Here is an 18,437-nt window from a genome sequence, read left to right as displayed (position 1 = left end):
ATAGATGATTCTTTTAGAGTGTTATGATGTTGGAGATTTTCTCCGAGTCTAGCTCAGCGCCGCTTCCCAGATTGTCTGGGAAGCTGGCACTCATCATAAAGTGTTTTTTTATACCCAAAAATACTGTCAAGACAGGTCGGTATACAAAAGCATTTTATTGAGTATCAACGATTGATAAAACGTGGCTTTTTTGCTAGTCTTAGTACATATTTGCAAAGAAGTGGAAAGGTGTAACCATGGAGCCAATTATTGAGATCAGTCAAATTGAATTTAGTTATCAGGAAGAAGTAGCACCGGCATTAAAAGATGTCAGCTTTTCGATAAAAAAAGGTGAATGGATTGCGATCGTCGGACATAATGGATCAGGAAAGTCGACTTTAGCCAAAACAATCAATGGTCTTCATTTACCGCAAAAAGGAACTGTAACAGTCGGTGGGATGGAGCTGTCTGAAGAATCTGTTTGGGATATTCGCCGAATGGTAGGAATGGTCTTTCAAAATCCAGACAACCAATTTGTCGGAGCAACTGTAGAAGATGATGTCGCCTTTGGTTTGGAGAACCAAGGGATCGAACGAAGTGAAATGCAGCGTCGAGTTCAAGACGCATTAGAGAAAGTAAAGATGCAAGATTTTGCGACTCGCGAACCAGCCCGCTTATCTGGTGGACAAAAACAACGGGTAGCAATTGCTGGTGTAGTAGCTTTGCGTCCAGATATCATTATTTTGGATGAGGCAACGAGTATGTTGGATCCTGAAGGACGCGACGATGTCATTTCTACGATTCAAAAGATCAAAGAAGAAAGTGATCTGACGGTTATTTCGATCACTCATGATATCGATGAAGCAGCTAGTGCCAATCGGATCTTTGTGATGCGTGAAGGCGAACTGTATCAAGAAGGAACACCAGAAGAAATTTTTTCTGCTGGACCAGAGCTAGTTGCGTTAGGACTGGATCTACCGTTTCCTGAAAAATTGAAAGCGGCGTTAAAAGCGCGCGGTGTGAATGTACCGACAAACTATTTAGATGAAGAAGGGATGATGGATTGGTTATGGACATCCGTTTTGAAAAAGTAAGTTACGTTTATCAACCAAATACACCCTTTGAACAGCGTGCGCTGTATGATATCGATCTAAATATCCAAGAAGGTTCTTATACTGCTTTAGTCGGTCATACTGGAAGTGGAAAGTCGACTTTACTGCAACATTTAAATGCTTTGCTGAAACCAACGGAGGGTCAAGTCATCATTGGAGATCGACGAATCACACCGACGACGGATAATAAAAATTTGAAACCGGTTCGAAAAAAGGTTGGGATCGTCTTTCAATTTCCTGAAGCACAATTATTTGAAGAAACTGTTGCAAAAGATATCGCCTTTGGTCCGAAAAATTTTGGGATCAGTGACGAGGAAGCACAAGTATTAGCAAAAGAAAATTTAAAATTAGTTGGTCTAGATGAAGAATATCTTGAGCGTTCGCCTTTTGAGCTTTCTGGCGGTCAAATGCGCCGTGTAGCGATTGCGGGAGTATTAGCCATGGAACCGGAAGTTCTAGTCTTAGATGAGCCGACAGCGGGCTTGGATCCATTGGGGCGCAAAGAAATGATGGAGATGTTTTGGCGACTGCATCAAGAAAAGAACATGACGATCGTACTGGTGACGCATTTAATGGATGACGTCGCAAACTTTGCTGATTATGTTTACGTTTTGGAAAAAGGGCATGTAGTAAAAGCTGGTGCACCTCAAGCAGTCTTTGATGATGTGGCTTGGCTGAAAGAAAAACAACTAGGAGTTCCTCAAGCTAGTGCTTTTGCGGAAGAGATGCAGGCACGCGGGGCGATTTTTGATAAGCTGCCGTTGACCGAAAATGAATTAGCGGATTGGATCGTTGAACAAGCAGGAGGTCCTGCACATGATGAATAAATTGATATTCGGACGTTTTATCCCCGGTGATTCTCTGATCCATCGGCTAGATCCGCGTGCGAAATTAGTCGCCAGTTTTTATTTTATCGGGATCATCTTTTTGGCAAATAATTGGCAAAGTTATTTGTTTTTAGCGGTGTTTACGATGGTTGCGGTGTTGCTATCAAAGATAAACTTAACGTTCTTCTTAAAAGGAGTCAGACCATTGATCTGGCTGATCATTTTTACTGTCGCATTGCAAGTACTCTTTACGCAAGGGGGAACCTTGTATTGGTCGTGGGGCGTATTTAGTCTTTCATCTTATGGGATTCAAAATGGCTTGTTCATCTTTTGCCGATTTGTATTGATTATTTTTATGTCAACGCTGTTAACATTAACGACACCGCCATTATCGATGTCAGATGCGATCGAATCTTTATTGAATCCATTGAAAAAATTACATTTGCCGGTACATGAGATCGCTTTGATGTTGTCGATCGCTTTGCGGTTTGTACCAACGTTGATGGACGAAACAGAAAAGATCATGAATGCTCAGCGGGCACGTGGGGTTGATTTTAGTGATGGAAATTTGATTCAAAAAGTTAAAGCAATCGTGCCTTTGTTGATTCCCTTATTTGTCAGCAGTTTTAATCGAGCAGAAGATCTGGCTACTGCGATGGAAGCACGGGGCTATCGCGGCGGCGAAGGTCGCAGCAAGTATCGGAAATTGCAATGGTCAGCACGTGACACGAGTATTATCGGTGTTTTTGCAGTCGCAACAATTATTTTGCTCTTTTTACGTAGCTAAGCTTGGAGTGATCCAAGCTTTTTTTGTTTAAAATTGCCAGCGTTTTTTTCTAACAGTAATGATTGATCAATGTGGAAAAAATGAATGCTCAATTTTGGTGCGTTGGAATCTGTCAGAAAAGCTGTTATAATGACTCCGGCAGAATTTTGTTGTTTTAAGGAGAAAAAAATGGTTAGATACAAAGCAGTGATTGCTTATGACGGTACAAATTTTAATGGGTTTCAGCGGCAGCCAAATGGCCGCACGGTTCAAGCAGAAGTTGAAAAGACGCTGCAAAAAATGAATGATGGTCGAGCGATAACGATTTTTGGATCGGGGCGAACAGATGCGGGGGTCCATGCGGTTGGGCAAGTGATCCATTTTGATTATCCGCAAGAGCGTCCGTTGGAGCGGATGCGTTTTGCTTTAGATACACAAACACCGGATGACATCGCTGTCTCATCGGTAGCGTTCGCAGCAGATGATTTTCATGCTCGTTATCATGTGGTAGAAAAGACCTATCATTTCAAAGTTCAGATCGTTAAACCGCGGAGTCCGTTTAGGCGCTATTATGCTGCCTATTATCCCTACCCACTCGATTTAGAGCTGATTCGCCGCGCGTTGCCAGATTTATTGGGCACACATGATTTCACTTCTTTTTGCGCCACTGGCGGGTCGATTGAAGATAAAGTTCGGACAATCTATCAAGCAGATTTAGAAGTAAATGAAGCAGAAACAGAATTGACTTTTATTTTTCGCGGAAACGGCTTTTTGTATAAAATGATTCGAATTTTAGTAGGAACGCTATTAAAGATTGGAAATGGTCGGATTCCGGCTGACAGTATCCCAGCGATCATTGCAGCAAAAGATCGGAATATCGCTGGACCAACGGCACATCCAGAAGGTCTTTACTTAGTAGAAGTAAAATATGAATAATGGAAATTAGCTAAGAATAAATAACCAACGAAAGCCGCGAGCTTATTCAAGTCCGCAGCTTTTCCGTTGATTATTTTTTGTGTAAGAAGAGGAGGTGTGACATTTTGTCACACCTCCTCTTCTTGAATAAAGGTTGTTTCAGCGGCTTCTGTGTCAGTTTCTTCAATGGCGATGGCCTTTTTTAGGCTTTAATATTCGCAAGTAAAGGAGAAACAGACCAATCGAAAGGACAAACGAAATTGCGCCGATGGTAAGGCCTTGTGGCAAGTAACTAAAAGTTATTTTGTGTTTGCCTTTTGGCACATGGATGCTGATAAAAGCGTTTTGGAACGCTTTTGTTTTTACTTTTTTGCCGTCGATCTTAGCAGTCCAACCTTTATCGTAAGGAATGGTCGTTATGAGTGTCTGAGCTTTTTCAGTAGTTACTGTTCCTTCAGCACTTTGTTTGCCAGTCTTCATAGCTACGCCGTTTTCTTTGATTTTATCAATGGCTAGATGATAGGCGATGGTATCTAACGCTAATACTTGTGGATTTTGGAAACTGATTGATTTTGTTCCATAAAAGCTAGCGGTAAAAGTAACAGTCGTGGCTTTTGGATAATAGCCTAAGTCGTAGTATTGTCCGCTGATACTGATCTGTGCTTGTCGCGTTTGACCAGCAGCTGTAATAGTTGCTGTCGAACTTTCAAGTTCTGAGAAATCATAGGGATAAAGACTTAAATAGGCCTGTGTATTTGCTGGGACTTGAACTTTCCAAGTGACATCTTTTGAAACGTTGCTTTGTTTTTCTGTAATGGTCGTAATAGTACCAGCATTAGTGACAGTGGCATTTTTTGTTCTAACTTGTGTCATTGGTAAAAACTGGAAGTATTGGAATTGTTCTTGCGACAAGGCGTTAAATAATTGTGTTTGCGTGCCGAGATTATCATTTGGCAATGCCTGTAATTTATCGATGCTTGTCGGTGCCAAAAATGCTAGCGGCAATGCGTAATTATTTTCAAACAGATGGTACTCACCAGAACTGTCGGTCTTCGTAAAACCGTATTTATTTAAGTTTTTCGCTTTAGCAATGTTATATTTGATCCCAGTGAAGGCATCTGCTAGCAGCGTATTGTTTTGATAACGAATATTCAGACTAGTTCCTCTTGAACGAAAACCTAATTGATCCATATAACCAGAAGAATGGCGATTACGGATCGAAGAAAACATGCTAATCCCATTATAACCATAGTTAAAGGAATCATTGGCCGACACTGGATCCAAGTTTTCAAGACGATAAAAATCGTCATTGTCGGTTTTTGTTTTGTCGACTAAGTTTTTGATTGCTGGATAAGGTTCGGTATAAAGACTGCGTGAAGCATAATTCCAATCTTTTAAAATACCTCGGACCATAAAGTCGCTATTGACGGCAGCTTCTGCACACATCAATACCAAAAGTAGCAGGCTGAGTGTTTTCACAGGAATCTTATTGGAGTGAAAACCGGTAAAGAGAAGCGCATAGATTGCTAAAAAGCCGAGAGTAATATAAAGCGAGATTGGTTTGAGGTAAGAATAATCTTTTCCTTTCATGCCCCAGAAAATCGCAAAACAAGCGATTAATAAAAGGCAGGCGGCGACTAATTGCAAAACATTTTCGCGAGCCAATTTTTCCCAGCCCCAAGCGGCAAGTGTGATCACTAAAAAGGAAAGCAAGTACGCATAACGGAATAAGAACATATTTGGCGCATGCATGCCCTGCCAAAATAAATTTAGTGGCTGGATATAAAAACTAGCGATTAAGATCCCAGCGACTGCCCCATAAAGAATTTTATTTTTCCAAGGGATCTTCTTACAGATAAAATAAAACAGACACAAGGCCAACGGCAACAGACCGATGTAAATAAAAGGGATCGAACCGTATTTGGTTGTGTCATAAGAACCAATCAAATTTTTTGCGATAAAATCCCACCAGTCGGTTGCTTCGGTTTTGAAAGTCGTAATCTTGGTCAATTCTTCGCCGTTTGTTCGTAAATCTAACAGCGAGGGCAAGATCATGATCATCGAAGCAAAACCAGCCAACAGCGATGTGATCCCGTATGGGATGATACTTTTTTTATACGTTCGCCAATTCGTGAGCAGGCGTGCGATAAAATACAGTACGGAAAAGATTCCGATCATAAAGCCCATGTAAAAGCTTGTCAAAAACAACATTAAATAGGAAACAAACAAGACAGTCGGCTTCTTGAAATCCATCACTCGATTGATGCCCCAGATGATCAGCGGCAGATAGACAAAGGCATCCAGCCACATGATGATCTCCGAATGGGCGATGGTAAAGGACATCAACGCATAAGAGACACTTAGCGCCACACGCGACCAATCCGGTAATTTGAAACTGCCTTTCGCATAAAACCAGAAGGCTAGTCCGGCAGAACCAATCTTCAGCAAGGTTAAAAAATAGAGCGCATCTGGCATCAGCTGATTTGGAAAGAAAAGGACCAACGGTGTAAAGAATCCGCCGAGATAGTAGGAAATCAACGAAAGATAATTTAAGCCCATCGAGGCGCTCCAATTATAAAAAAGTCCTTGTTTGCCTAAAAGCATATTGCGAAAACTTGCGTGGAAATTTGAAAATTGAGAAAAGGCATCGCTAGCTAAAACACTGCGGCTCGAGCCAGGATAAATGCCGATCGTCAAGTAGACGATTACCATGAGTACTAGTGGCAGAAAAAAACTGGCCAATAAGTACCAACGGTTTTTTTTAAGATAGTTTTTCATATAAAAATCACCAAACTTCTTTCAACAGACTATCCAAATTTTACCATAGATAGTACAAAATATTGTGAAAGAGCTATGAAACACAAACGAATATTTAAACATTTTGTAATGGAAACAGGTGTGAATACTGCTGAACAATATTTTGATAATAAGTTATTTTATGAGAGAAGACAACGGATTTTCTTTCTAACTGAAAAGGCAAGTCAAAAAAGACAAGCCTGATTTTTCGGCTTGTCTTTTTTGATAGATATATAAATGCTACATAGTTTTTGAAGGCACAAAAAAAACCGCTCGTAATCGAACGGTTTGGCTTGATTGGATAATATTAAACGCGCTCAACTTTTCCAGATTTCAAAGCACGAGTTGAGACCCAAACTTTTTTAGGTTTTCCGTCCACTAAAACGCGAACTTTTTGTAAATTAGGTTTTACAGTACGTTTTGTAGCGTTCATAGCGTGAGAACGGTTATTTGCACTTCTTGTTTTACGACCAGTAAAATAGCAAACTTTTGCCATATGATGTTTCCTCCTTTTGCCTTGATATTGGAGCGCTTCTTTGGCTCATACTAAAATAATTTAGCATAGATTAACAAGTTTAGCAAGTGAATTTTTTTAGAAAGATTGACATTCAAGGGATTTGCGGGTAAATTATAGACTGTTAGCGTAAAAATTTTTAACAAAAGTTTTGATGCAGGAAAGTTGGCGGGAATTTGCGGCAAGCAGGGAGCGCCCTATCAGCAAATCGCAACGGAACTTTCTTTTATTTGTCATAGGGCTATGATAAACTATTATAGTAGAAAAAATGGACGAGTGTGTCTATTTAAGGAGGCTAACAACTATGGCTGTGAAAATTAATACACAGGCTGGTATGATCGAAATTTCAAACGACGTCATCGCGACGGTTGTCGGCGGTGCGGTTACTGACGTGTTTGGTATCGTTGGTATGGCTAGCAAAAATCAAATCAAAGACAATATTACAGAGATTTTAAGAAAAGAAAATTATTCACGCGGCGTTGTTGTACGTCAAGAAGAGAATGGAATCGCAGTCGATGTGTATACGATCATCAGCTACGGCACGAAGATCTCAGAAGTATCGCGCAATGTCCAAGAAAAAGTGAAATACAATTTAGAAACGATGCTTGGAGTTACAGCTAACTCAGTGAATGTCTATGTTCAAGGTGTGCGTGTTCTGCCTGACTAAAGGCAGCGTTCTTAAGGAGGACTAAGTAAGTGAAGGTAACAGAAATCAGCGCGAGTCAATTCCAAGAAATGGTAGAGGCTGGCGCTAAACGTCTGCAAGTCAATGCAGAATATGTCAATTCGTTAAATGTATTTCCAGTACCAGATGGTGACACTGGAACCAATATGAATTTATCCATGACCAGCGGCGCGACTGCTGTTGTCAACTCTGCTTCAGAAAAAGTCGGCGAATTAGCAAATGTTTTAGCTAAAGGATTATTGATGGGAGCACGCGGAAATTCTGGCGTTATCTTGTCACAATTGTTCCGTGGTTTTTCTAAAGCAATCTTAGAAGTCGATACGTTGAACGCTGAAGATTTAGCTAAAGCGTTTGTTCACGGAGTGGAAACTGCTTATAAAGCAGTCATGAAACCAGTAGAAGGAACAATTTTAACCGTGGCGCGGGAATCAGCAAAAGCTGGCGAACGCAAAGCAAAGCAAACAGATGATGTGATCGAAGTCATGACGACAGTTGTTCAATATGGGAAAAAAGCATTGGATAAAACCCCTGATATGCTGCCTGTTTTGAAAGAAGTCGGCGTTGTCGATAGTGGAGGTCAAGGGTTGTTGTTCATTTATGAAGGCTTTTTAAGTGCACTAAATGGCGAATTCCAAGCGGATGACACGTATGAACCAAGTCCGGCTGAAATGGACGAAATGGTCAATGCTGAACATCACCGCAGTGTCCAAGGTCAATTAGCAACAGCAGATATCAAATTTGGCTACTGTACTGAAATCATGGTTCGTTTAGGTGAAGGCCCGACAGTGGATAGTCAGTTCGACTATGATACTTTCCGCAATTATTTAGATGGAATCGGTGATTCATTATTGGTGGTCAATGATGATGAGATCGTTAAAGTTCATGTGCACACGGAACATCCGGGTGAAGTCATGAATTACGGTCAAAAATTTGGTGCGTTGATCAAAGTCAAAGTCGATAATATGCGTTTGCAACATGAAACGATTTTGGAGCACGATGAACAATCTACAGTTGAAACAACACCCGTTCAACGCAAACCACAAGCGGTTATTGCAATCGCGGCAGGTGAAGGGGTCCAAGAATTATTCAAGAGTCTAGGTGCTGATTTTGTTATCAGTGGCGGACAAACGATGAATCCAAGTACAGAAGATATCTTAGAAGCAATCAAAGAAGTTCACGCAGATCAAGTTGTTGTTTTACCGAACAATAAAAATATCTTCATGGCTGCAGATCAAGCGGCAGAAGTCGCAGATATTCCCGTTGCAGTCGTACCAAGTAAAACAGTCTCTCAAGGGATGACTGCGATGTTGGCATTCCATGGCGATCAAAGCTTGGAAGACAACAAAACAGCGATGACCGACATGCTTGAATCAGTTGTCAGCGGACAAATCACAAATGCAATCCGTGACACAGCGATCGACGGAGTGGAAATTCATGAAGGCGACTACTTAGGGATGATTGACGGTAAGATCGTTCTTTCAGAAGCGGATAAGTATCAAGCTACTTTTGATACGTTGAACAAAATGATCAATGATGAGATTGAGATCATTACGATCATCGTCGGTGAAGAAGGTACACAAGCAGAAGCCGAAAAACTAAGTGCTGCGATCGAAGCAAGCTATCCTGATTTAGAAGTTGAGATCCACGAAGGAAAACAACCAGTTTATCCATACTTGCTTTCAGCGGAATAATCCTATAAAGTCAGAGTCGGGAATTCTTTCCCGGCTTTTTTTGCAGTTTAATAAAAGCTCCGGCAAGGCAAGCAAAAATTATTTTTATTCTCAATAATTTTTAGAAATTAAAGAAGAACCTAAATAAAAATCAAGAGCTAAAAAAGCGAAAGGAGGCTAGTGATGGCAACGCAAGAATCTGTATCGGTCTTGCCTGGCGTAGGACCTAAGCGTGCACAGACATTAATTGAATTGGGGATCGTGACGATCGAAGATTTATTGAGCTATTACCCGTTTCGTTACGAAGACATTCAAGAAAAAAATCTATTAGAGATCAACGACCAAGAAAAAGTGACCTTAAAAGGTGTGATCGTCTCGGCGCCGGTTGTTAGCCGTTTTGGTTATAAAAAAAGTCGACTGCAGTTTCGTATGATGCAAGATCACGCAGTTTTCATGGTCTCCTTTTTCAATCAACCTTATTTGAAAGATAAAATAGAAGTCGGTGAAGAATTGGCTGTCTATGGGAAATGGGATGCGAAACGCAAGTCTTTGACGGGGATGAAAATCTTAGGCGGCAAACAGACGGAAGAATATGCACCGATCTATCATGTGACAAAGTCGATTCGTCAAAGTACACTGGTCGATTTGATCAAAACGGCATTTGATAAATTTGGTGAGCAGGTGGCAGAAAATCTGCCGGATTATTTGCTAGAAAAATATCGTTTGATGCCACGTAAACAAGCCATGCGGGCAATGCATTTTCCTAAAAATCCTCAAGAGAGTCAGCAAGCCAAACGGCGAGTGGTCTTTGAAGAATTTTTCTTGTTCCAAATGCAAATGCAAGGGTTGAAAAAAAATGAACGTAGTGAAAAAAATGGGATCGCGGTTCGTTACGATGTAGAACGGTTAAAACAATTCACACAAAAACTGCCCTTTGAATTAACGGATGCGCAAAAACGAGTGACTAACGAGATCTGTTACGATCTGCGCAGCAAAAAACATATGCAGCGCTTGTTGCAAGGTGATGTTGGGAGCGGGAAGACAGTTGTCGCGGCGATCGCACTGTATGCAGCGATGACGGCTGGATTCCAAGGGGCGTTGATGGTGCCGACCGAAATTTTGGCGCAGCAGCATTTAGAAAGTTTGAATCAGTTATTTGATCCGTTAGAATTGACGACGGCATTGCTGACCGGCTCAACGAAGACAAAAGAGCGCCGTGCAATTTTGGCTGGGCTGAAAAATGGGGAGATTGATGTGATCATTGGAACTCACGCATTGATCCAAGACGAGGTCCAGTTTGCTAATTTAGGCTTGGTCATTACTGACGAACAGCATCGCTTCGGTGTGAATCAACGCAAAGTATTGCGAGAAAAAGGATTACATCCGGATGTTTTGTTCATGACGGCGACACCGATTCCACGGACATTGGCGATCACAGCATATGGCGAGATGGATGTTTCGATCATTGATCAAATGCCGGCGGGTCGGATTCCAGTTAAAACTAGTTGGATCAAACCCAAACAATTAGAACACACGTTGGATTGGGCGAAACAAGAATTGCAAAGCGGACATCAACTGTACGTGATTTGTCCGTTGATCGAAGAATCTGAAGCACTGGATGTAAAAAATGCGACTGAAATTTATGAGCATCTAAAAGAATATTATGCACCGACGTATCAAGTCAGCTTGTTGCATGGAAAAATGAAGAATATAGAAAAAGACGCGATTATGGAAGAGTTTAAAGAGAATCAAAGTCAGATTCTTGTTTCTACCACTGTGATCGAAGTAGGTGTCAATGTTCCGAATGCGACAGTGATGTTCATCATGGATGCGGATCGGTTCGGTTTGGCGCAGCTCCATCAATTACGTGGTCGGGTCGGACGCGGATCAGCCGCCTCATATTGTATCTTAGTCGCTAGTCCTAAAAATGAAATGGGAAAAGAACGGATGAAGATCATGACAGAGACGAACAACGGATTTGTATTGAGCGAAAAAGATTTAGAGTTGCGCGGGCCAGGGGAAGTATTCGGCTTCCGTCAATCGGGGCTGCCGCAATTTTTGATCGCAGATCTTGTCAATGATGCCAATGTTTTAGAAGTTGCACGTGATGAAGCCAACCAGATCTGGCAAGTAGATAATTGGCAGAGTCAACCAGCTTTTTCCGCATTAGCAAAGGCGCTGAAGCCGACGGAGACCGGCGAAACATATTTTGATTAATATGCTATACTGGAGAAAATCATGGCCGCTTTAACTTTAGTTTCGTTTAAATAAAACGGCTTTTAGAAAATAAATCAATTGGAAAAAAGGAGAGAAGTTTTTCATGAGAATTGCTGTAGACGCGATGGGTGGGGATTTTGCACCAAAAGCGATCGTTGAAGGTGTCATGTTAGCACAAAAAAAACATCCGGATATTGAATTTCAATTATATGGAAAAGAAGATGCGATCCGTCAATACCTTACGAATGAAAACAATATCACGATCATTCATACAGATGAAAAAATCAACAGCGACGACGAGCCTGTCAAAGCAATCCGTCGTAAAAAAACGGCATCGATGGTTTTAGCTGCGCAAGCAGTCAAAGAAGGCAAAGCCGACGCAATTTTTTCAGCGGGGAATACGGGAGCTTTATTGGCAGCTGGTTTATTCGTAGTAGGACGAATCAAAGGGATCGAACGCCCAGGTCTGATGTCGACATTGCCAGTTTTAACCGGTGATAGTGGATTTGATATGCTGGATCTTGGCGCGAATGCCGAAAATAAAGCAGAACATCTACAACAATACGCGATTTTAGGTTCTTTTTATGCAAAACATGTCCGTGGGATAAAAAATCCGCGCGTAGGTTTGTTAAACAACGGAACAGAAGAAACCAAAGGCAGCGAATTGACAAAAGAAGCATTCAAATTATTGCAAGCTGAAGAGAGCATCAATTTTATCGGTAACGTGGAAGCGCGGGAACTTTTGAATGGTGCTGCGGATGTTGTTGTAACGGATGGCTTCACTGGAAATGCCGTTTTGAAAACGATCGAAGGAACAGCGATGGGCTTTATGAATCTAATCAAAAGCAGCATCAATGACGCCGGCATCAAAGGTAAATTTGGAGCATTGATGTTAAAAGAAACATTATACGGGCTAAAAGACAAATTGGACTATTCTGCTCATGGCGGAGCAGTATTGTTTGGTTTGAAAGCACCAGTGATCAAAACACATGGTTCGACCGGGCCTGAAGCAGTAGCGAACACGATCAGTCAAATCCACACGATGTTAGAGACGAATGTCGTTGGACAATTGGTCCAGTTTTTCGAGACACCTAAAGGCGAGTAAGCATCCAAGCATTTTACTAAAAAAGCTAGACAAAGAAGTCAAACACCAGTAAAATGAGTGGTGACCTTCTGGTAAGACATAGACGAATATTAGTTGATCAAGTGGAGGTGAATGTTGTTGACTCGTGAAGAAGTATTTAGCCAAGTTGCTGAAATAATTTCAAATCACTTTGAAATCGATAAAGATAAAGTGACTCTTGAATTGAGTATCAAAGACGACTTAAATGCAGATTCAATCAGTATCATGGAATTTGTTTTAGAATTAGAAGATGAATTCGGAACAGAAATCTCAGATGAAGATGCTGAAAAAATTGAAACTGTTGGAGCCGCAGTTGATTACATTATGCAAAACAACCAAGCTTAACACAAAAAGTACACCAGCTTTTGCTGGTGTACTTTTTTGTCGAAAAAGAACGGTGAGCGCAGGAATAGTTGGATGCGAGCAAATTTTCTTTTAGGACAACGATTTTTTTAATAAAGGCGAAAATTTCACGGATTCCTTGAAATTTTCTTACTATCACGACTTCTGATTTAAAATTTATAGAAAAAACAGTATAATAGAGCGTGATGGAAATCTCAAAAAAAGGAATGAGCCCATGGATACACAGTTAGTCAACGAATTGAAAGAAAATTACGGCATCGTCTTTCATGATGTCAACTTATTAGAACAGGCGTTTACCCACTCATCATATGTGAATGAACACCGTAACATGAATATTTCAGATAATGAACGGTTAGAATTTTTAGGAGACGCTGTCTTAGAGCTTCAAGTATCGGACTATTTGTATCATCATTATCCCAACTTGCCAGAAGGTCGATTGACACGACTGCGTTCAGCGATTGTACGGGAAGAAAGTTTATCAAAATTTGCGAAAGAATGTCATTTTGATCAATATATTCTGTTAGGCAAGGGCGAAGAAAATTCTGGTGGTCGTGCGCGTGCGGCGCTTTTATGTGATTTGTTTGAAGCGTTCCTAGGTGCATTGTATTTGGATCAAGGGTATGAAACAGCATTGCACTTTATCCAAACCGTTGTCTTTCCCAAAATCGAAGCGGGTGTCTTTACTCGTGAAATGGACCATAAGACGCGTCTGCAAGAAGTCTTGCAAAAAGGCGGCGATGTGACGATTGATTATCGGTTAGTGGATGAAGAAGGACCAGCGCACGAACGAGTCTTCACGATCGCAGTGTATGCGGACAATCAAGTGATTGGTTCAGGACAAGGAAAATCTAAGAAATTGGCAGAACAAGATGCCGCTGAAAAAGCGTTAGCAAAAATCGCTGCAAAGTAAGCCGATTCCAAATACAGTGAGCTGCAGGAAAACAATTCCTGTCAGTTCCTGTTTGGAAAAGTGAACGGTGCTGATCAGCCCAGCGGTCAGTCAAACCGCCAAAAATTCAGGCAGCCTTTTTTATGAAATTTTAGGAGGAACATTTTGTATTTAAAAAGAATTGAGATCGCCGGTTTTAAATCTTTTGCTGAACGGACGAAGATCGAATTTGAGCAAGGGGTAACCGCGGTCATTGGACCAAACGGCAGTGGAAAAAGCAACATCACCGAAGCGATTCGCTGGGTCTTAGGCGAGCAATCGGCAAAAAGTTTACGGGGAGGAAAAATGCCGGATATCATTTTTGCCGGCTCTGACTCGCGAAAACAGCTGAATCTCGCAGAAGTAACGGTAGTATTGGATAATACGGATCACTATTTGCCGCTGGCTTTTAGTGAAGTGAGCGTCACACGGCGGTATCGCCGATCGGGTGAAAGCGACTTTTTTATCAATAAAAAAGCCTGTCGGCTGAAAGATATCCAAGATTTATTCATGGATTCTGGTTTAGGAAAAGAATCTTTCTCAATTATTTCTCAAGGAAAGGTCGAAGCTATTTTTGCCAGCAAACCAGAAGATCGTCGTGGAATCTTTGAAGAAGCTGCCGGCGTCTTAAAATATAAACAGCGCAAGCGCAAAGCAGAACAAAAACTTTTTGAGACAGAGGACAATTTAAGTCGGGTCCAAGATATTGTTTATGAATTAGAAGATCAGCTGACTCCTTTAGCTGCGCAAAGCAAAGCGGCCAAGGAGTTTTTGACGTTTAAAGAAGAGCTGACTACAGCAGACGTCAGTTTGACTGTAGCCAAGATTCAACAAACTCGCGATACTTGGCAAGCGGCTAAGACCGAATTTGATGAGCTGTCGAAAACAGTTGAAGAAAAAGGACGCTTTATTCAACAAACTGAACGTCAGTTGGGCGGATTACGTGAAAAGCGGACATCGCTGGATGAACAAATCGAGACAGGTCAGCAGCAATTATTGCATTTAGCGGAAGCGTTGAAACAAGCTGAAGGCCAAAAAGAATTATTGAGCGAACGTTCAAAAAATACGCAGAAATCCAGTGCGGAGTATCAAGTGATGTTGGCTGAACAGCGGAAGAAAAAAACAGCGGCTCAATTGGATCTGCAAGATGTTCAAACACAGCAAACTAACAAACAAAAAGAAAAAACGGCATTGGAAGCCGAGATTCAACAGCTGACCGAAAAAGCGGAAAAATATCAAAAATCACCCAAAGAATTATTGGAAGATCTGCGGGGAACGTATGTTGAACTGATGCAAGAATCGGCAAACGTCAGCAATGAATTGAAACACTTGGAGCGCCAATACACGCAAGAAACTACGAAAAATCAACGGAGCGTTACACGTTTTGAAGCGTTGCGGGAACAGTTAACCGAATTGACTGCTCAGCAAAATGCCGCAAAAGCCAAGACACAAGCATTGGAAGCTCGCTTAAAAGAAGAGCAGGAAAAGTACCGCAATTTGATCGAAGAAAAAAATACGGCGCAACAAAAATTACAAAAAGACCAGCAACAGATGTATGACTTGATGAGCCAAGTCCAGCAAGCCCGTGCACGGCAAAAAAGTCTGCAAGAGATCCAAGAAAATTATAGCGGTTTTTATCAAGGGGTTCGGAGCGTCCTGCAGCACAAGGAACAACTTGACGGAATCGTTGGGGCTGTGGCGGAGTTGATCCAAGTACCACAAGAATATACATTAGCGATCGAGACAGCACTAGGAGCAGCTGCCCAGCACATCATTGTGGAAAACGAAAAAAATGCGCAGCAAGGAATTACTTTCTTGAAACAACAGCGCAGCGGACGTGGCACATTTTTACCGTTGACAACGATTAAGCCACGCAGTTTAGGTGCGCATCAATATCAAGCGATCAAAGATGCGGACGGTTTTTTAGGACTGGCTAGCGAATTAGTCTCCTTTTCAGAAACGGTCGCGCCCGTCATGCAAAATCTATTAGGCGCAATCGTCATCGCGCGGGATTTGACGAGTGCCAATCAACTTGCAAGACAATTGCGTTATCAAGTTCGTGTCGTTTCATTAGAAGGTGATGTGATGAATGCCGGCGGTTCTATGACCGGCGGGGCGACCAAGCAAGGCAATCGCGGAAACTTATTCAATCAAGGTCATGAATTGGCGGAGTGGACGAAACGCCACGAAGCGATCAATCAAGCTTTGCAAGTAAAAGAACAAACGGTTCGTCGGCTACAGAAAAAAGTCGCGGAACAAACCGAAGCAATCGAAGTTTTGCGAACACAAGGTGAACAGACGCGTCTTGCTTATCAAGAAGCGCAAAGCAGCGAAGAACGGGTCAATACAGAATTGACGCGTTTGCAAAAAGAACAAGCGTTGTTCTCTTATGAGGTCAAAGAGTTGGAAAGCTTTTTAACGGACTATCAAGACCAAAAAGAAATTTTAGAGATCCAGCAAGTCGAATTGAAAGTCCAACAAGATAAAATTAATCAAGAAATTCGGCAGTTGAATGAAGAAAGTGATCAGTTAGAAGAAAAACGCACTAGCATCAATACTCAATTGAGTCGTTTACGTGCAGATCATGCAGTCTTAGACGAGCGGCTGATGTATTTGGAGCGGCAAACGTTGAGTTTTGAAGAACAGATCAATGAGTTAGATGGTCAGATCACGAGTTTGGAAAATCAACTGCTGGCACTTTCCAGTGATTCGACGGGTCATGAAGAGACAGAAGAAAGTTTGAATCAGCGCTTAATCGAGTTGAGTACTGCGCGTGAACAGCTGCAAGAACAGTTAACAACTTGGAAAACAACACGGCAAACATGGCAGCAGCAAATTGATCAAGCTGATCAAGCGTTGACACAAGTCAATCGAGAACAAAAACAATTGTTGGCACGTCAGTCACAAGCGGACGTCCAAAAAAATCGTTACGAATTAAAATTAGACAATGCTTTGACGTATTTGCAAGAAGAGTATAGTTTGACTTTTGAAGGGGCGAAAGCCCAAGCAGATCTTGAAATCGATCAGCAAAAGGTTCAAGCAGAAGTGGATCGTTTGAAATCAGCAATCGAAGACTTAGGTCCAGTTAATCTCAATGCAATCGAACAATATCAGCAAGTTGAAGAACGGTATGATTTTCTCACGACCCAGCGTGATGATTTATTATCGGCTAAAGAACAGTTGTTTGAAACGATGGGCGAGATGGATGACGAAGTCAAAGCGCGTTTTTATAAGACGTTCCAAGCCATCCGTGAGAAATTCAATCTAGTCTTTCCGAACATGTTTGGTGGCGGTCGGGCGGAACTAGTTTTAACGGATCCTGATGATTTGTTAAATACTGGTATCGAGATCGAAGCACAGCCGCCAGGTAAAAAATTACAAAACTTATCACTGCTTTCCGGTGGTGAACGGGCGCTGACTGCGATCGCGTTGTTGTTTTCGATCATCCAAGTTCGACCTGTACCGTTTTGTGTTTTAGATGAAGTCGAAGCGGCGTTGGATGAAGCCAATGTCACACGTTTTGGACGCTATTTAAGTTCTTTCCAAAACGATACACAATTTATCGTAGTCACTCATCGAAAGGGCACGATGGAAGCAGCAGATGTCCTTTATGGTGTAACGATGCAAGAATCCGGGGTTTCCAAAATGATCTCGGTTCGGCTTGAAGAAGTAAAAGAAGATGGGAAATTTCAAGTAAAAGAAAGGGACTCTTTAGAATGATAAAATTAATTGCGATTGATTTAGATGGTACATTGTTGACAGATGCAAAAACGATTTCTGATACAAATAAAAAAATATTAGCAGAAGCAAAAGCTCGCGGTGTAAAAATCGTGATTTGTACAGGCCGCCCATTGGTTGCAATCAAAGATTATTTGGCGGAATTGAACTTGCTTGATGCAAATGATTATTCGATCACATTCAACGGTGGTTTGATTCAAACGAATACGGGCGAGATTCTAGGGAAATCAGCGATGCCGTTGGCAGATGTGAAAGATATTTATCAACTGCTGACTAAACTGGATTTACCGATGGATGTTTTATCAGATGCTTTATGTTTCCAATTTGAAACAGCAGCGGATTATCCTTCAATCTATCCACGTTTGAACAAAGCATTGACTTTTGTTCCTAAAACAATCGATGCGTTGGAAGAAGATACGTTGTACAATAAAGTTGTGGCGGCGATCGACGCAGAATATTTGGATCAACAGATTGCTTTGATTCCAACAGAAGCTTATGAACGTTTTGAGATCTTCAAGACTCGGCCGAATTTATTGGAATTCATGCCTAAAGGCGTAACGAAAGCTTTTGGTTTGTCTGTTTTAGGCAAACATCTTGGAATCGAGACCCATGAAATGATGGCGTTAGGTGATGAAGCCAATGACCTTTCAATGATCGACTATGCTGGCATGGGCGTGGCAATGGGCAATGCGACCGATGGAGTAAAAGTTGCTGCTAACTTTATAACTGGAACGAATCAAGCAGATGGCGTTGCCTATGCTATTCAAAAATTTGTCTTTGATGAATTGAATTAAGGGGGATTTA

General features: G+C 41.5%; 14 protein-coding genes. 12 read left to right on the top strand and 2 right to left on the bottom strand.

Features of this window, described 5'->3' with window-relative positions; genetic code table 11:
• Positions 1-236 precede the first annotated feature (236 nt).
• The 4 genes from FFM68_RS07220 (at position 237) to truA (ending at position 3,620) form a co-directional block, all read left to right on the top strand.
• Positions 237-1,073 carry an energy-coupling factor ABC transporter ATP-binding protein gene (locus FFM68_RS07220; protein WP_137618738.1) on the top strand — a complete coding sequence of 279 codons (837 nt, stop codon included), beginning with the start codon at positions 237-239 and terminating at the stop codon, positions 1,071-1,073.
• Positions 1,049-1,918 carry an energy-coupling factor ABC transporter ATP-binding protein gene (locus FFM68_RS07215; protein WP_137618885.1) on the top strand — a complete coding sequence of 290 codons (870 nt, stop codon included), beginning with the start codon at positions 1,049-1,051 and terminating at the stop codon, positions 1,916-1,918. Before FFM68_RS07220 ends, FFM68_RS07215 begins: the two co-directional genes overlap by 25 nt.
• On the top strand, positions 1,908-2,705 hold the full coding sequence (locus tag FFM68_RS07210) for an energy-coupling factor transporter transmembrane component T family protein (protein ID WP_137618737.1): 798 nt from the start codon (positions 1,908-1,910) through the stop codon (positions 2,703-2,705). The genes FFM68_RS07215 and FFM68_RS07210 overlap by 11 nt, the downstream gene beginning before the upstream one ends.
• A gap of 168 nt (positions 2,706-2,873) precedes the next feature.
• Positions 2,874-3,620, top strand: coding sequence for a tRNA pseudouridine(38-40) synthase TruA (truA, locus tag FFM68_RS07205; RefSeq protein ID WP_137618736.1), 747 nt, complete (start codon positions 2,874-2,876; stop codon positions 3,618-3,620).
• A gap of 162 nt (positions 3,621-3,782) precedes the next feature.
• Here the strand turns inward: truA and FFM68_RS07200 are convergent, their stop codons facing one another.
• Positions 3,783-6,377: a YfhO family protein gene (locus FFM68_RS07200; RefSeq protein WP_137618735.1), complete on the bottom strand. Its 2,595-nt coding sequence runs from the start codon at positions 6,375-6,377 to the stop codon at positions 3,783-3,785.
• Between the two features lie 325 nt (positions 6,378-6,702).
• The gene (gene rpmB, locus FFM68_RS07195) at positions 6,703-6,891 is read right to left on the bottom strand and encodes a 50S ribosomal protein L28 (RefSeq protein ID WP_010747188.1); all 189 of its coding nucleotides are present in this window, start codon (positions 6,889-6,891) and stop codon (positions 6,703-6,705) included.
• 322 nt (positions 6,892-7,213) lie between these two features.
• Here rpmB and FFM68_RS07190 point away from each other — a divergent pair, with 322 nt between their 5' ends.
• The 8 genes from FFM68_RS07190 to FFM68_RS07155 all read left to right on the top strand — a co-directional run bounded on the left by FFM68_RS07190 (position 7,214) and on the right by FFM68_RS07155 (position 18,427).
• Positions 7,214-7,576 carry an Asp23/Gls24 family envelope stress response protein gene (locus FFM68_RS07190; protein ID WP_137603751.1) on the top strand — a complete coding sequence of 121 codons (363 nt, stop codon included), beginning with the start codon at positions 7,214-7,216 and terminating at the stop codon, positions 7,574-7,576.
• 29 nt (positions 7,577-7,605) lie between these two features.
• Positions 7,606-9,285 carry a DAK2 domain-containing protein gene (locus FFM68_RS07185; RefSeq protein ID WP_137618734.1) on the top strand — a complete coding sequence of 560 codons (1,680 nt, stop codon included), beginning with the start codon at positions 7,606-7,608 and terminating at the stop codon, positions 9,283-9,285.
• A gap of 162 nt (positions 9,286-9,447) precedes the next feature.
• Entirely contained in the window at positions 9,448-11,481 is a 2,034-nt protein-coding gene (gene recG / locus FFM68_RS07180; RefSeq protein ID WP_137618733.1) for an ATP-dependent DNA helicase RecG, read from the top strand.
• A gap of 103 nt (positions 11,482-11,584) precedes the next feature.
• Positions 11,585-12,586, top strand: coding sequence for a phosphate acyltransferase PlsX (gene plsX, locus FFM68_RS07175; RefSeq protein WP_137618732.1), 1,002 nt, complete (start codon positions 11,585-11,587; stop codon positions 12,584-12,586).
• 117 nt (positions 12,587-12,703) lie between these two features.
• Positions 12,704-12,949: an acyl carrier protein gene (acpP, locus tag FFM68_RS07170; RefSeq protein WP_137609056.1), complete on the top strand. Its 246-nt coding sequence runs from the start codon at positions 12,704-12,706 to the stop codon at positions 12,947-12,949.
• Positions 12,950-13,181: 232 nt separating this feature from the next.
• On the top strand, positions 13,182-13,877 hold the full coding sequence (gene rnc, locus FFM68_RS07165) for a ribonuclease III (RefSeq protein ID WP_137618731.1): 696 nt from the start codon (positions 13,182-13,184) through the stop codon (positions 13,875-13,877).
• A gap of 144 nt (positions 13,878-14,021) precedes the next feature.
• Entirely contained in the window at positions 14,022-17,615 is a 3,594-nt protein-coding gene (smc, locus tag FFM68_RS07160) for a chromosome segregation protein SMC (protein ID WP_137618730.1), read from the top strand.
• The gene (locus FFM68_RS07155; protein WP_137618729.1) at positions 17,612-18,427 is read left to right on the top strand and encodes a Cof-type HAD-IIB family hydrolase; all 816 of its coding nucleotides are present in this window, start codon (positions 17,612-17,614) and stop codon (positions 18,425-18,427) included. The genes smc and FFM68_RS07155 overlap by 4 nt, the downstream gene beginning before the upstream one ends.
• Positions 18,428-18,437: the final 10 nt, after the last annotated feature.

Source organism: Enterococcus xiangfangensis (assembly GCF_005405365.1).
GTDB classification, from domain to species: Bacteria; Bacillota; Bacilli; order Lactobacillales; family Enterococcaceae; genus Enterococcus_A; species Enterococcus_A xiangfangensis.
This window is presented reverse-complemented; position numbering and strand designations above follow the sequence as displayed.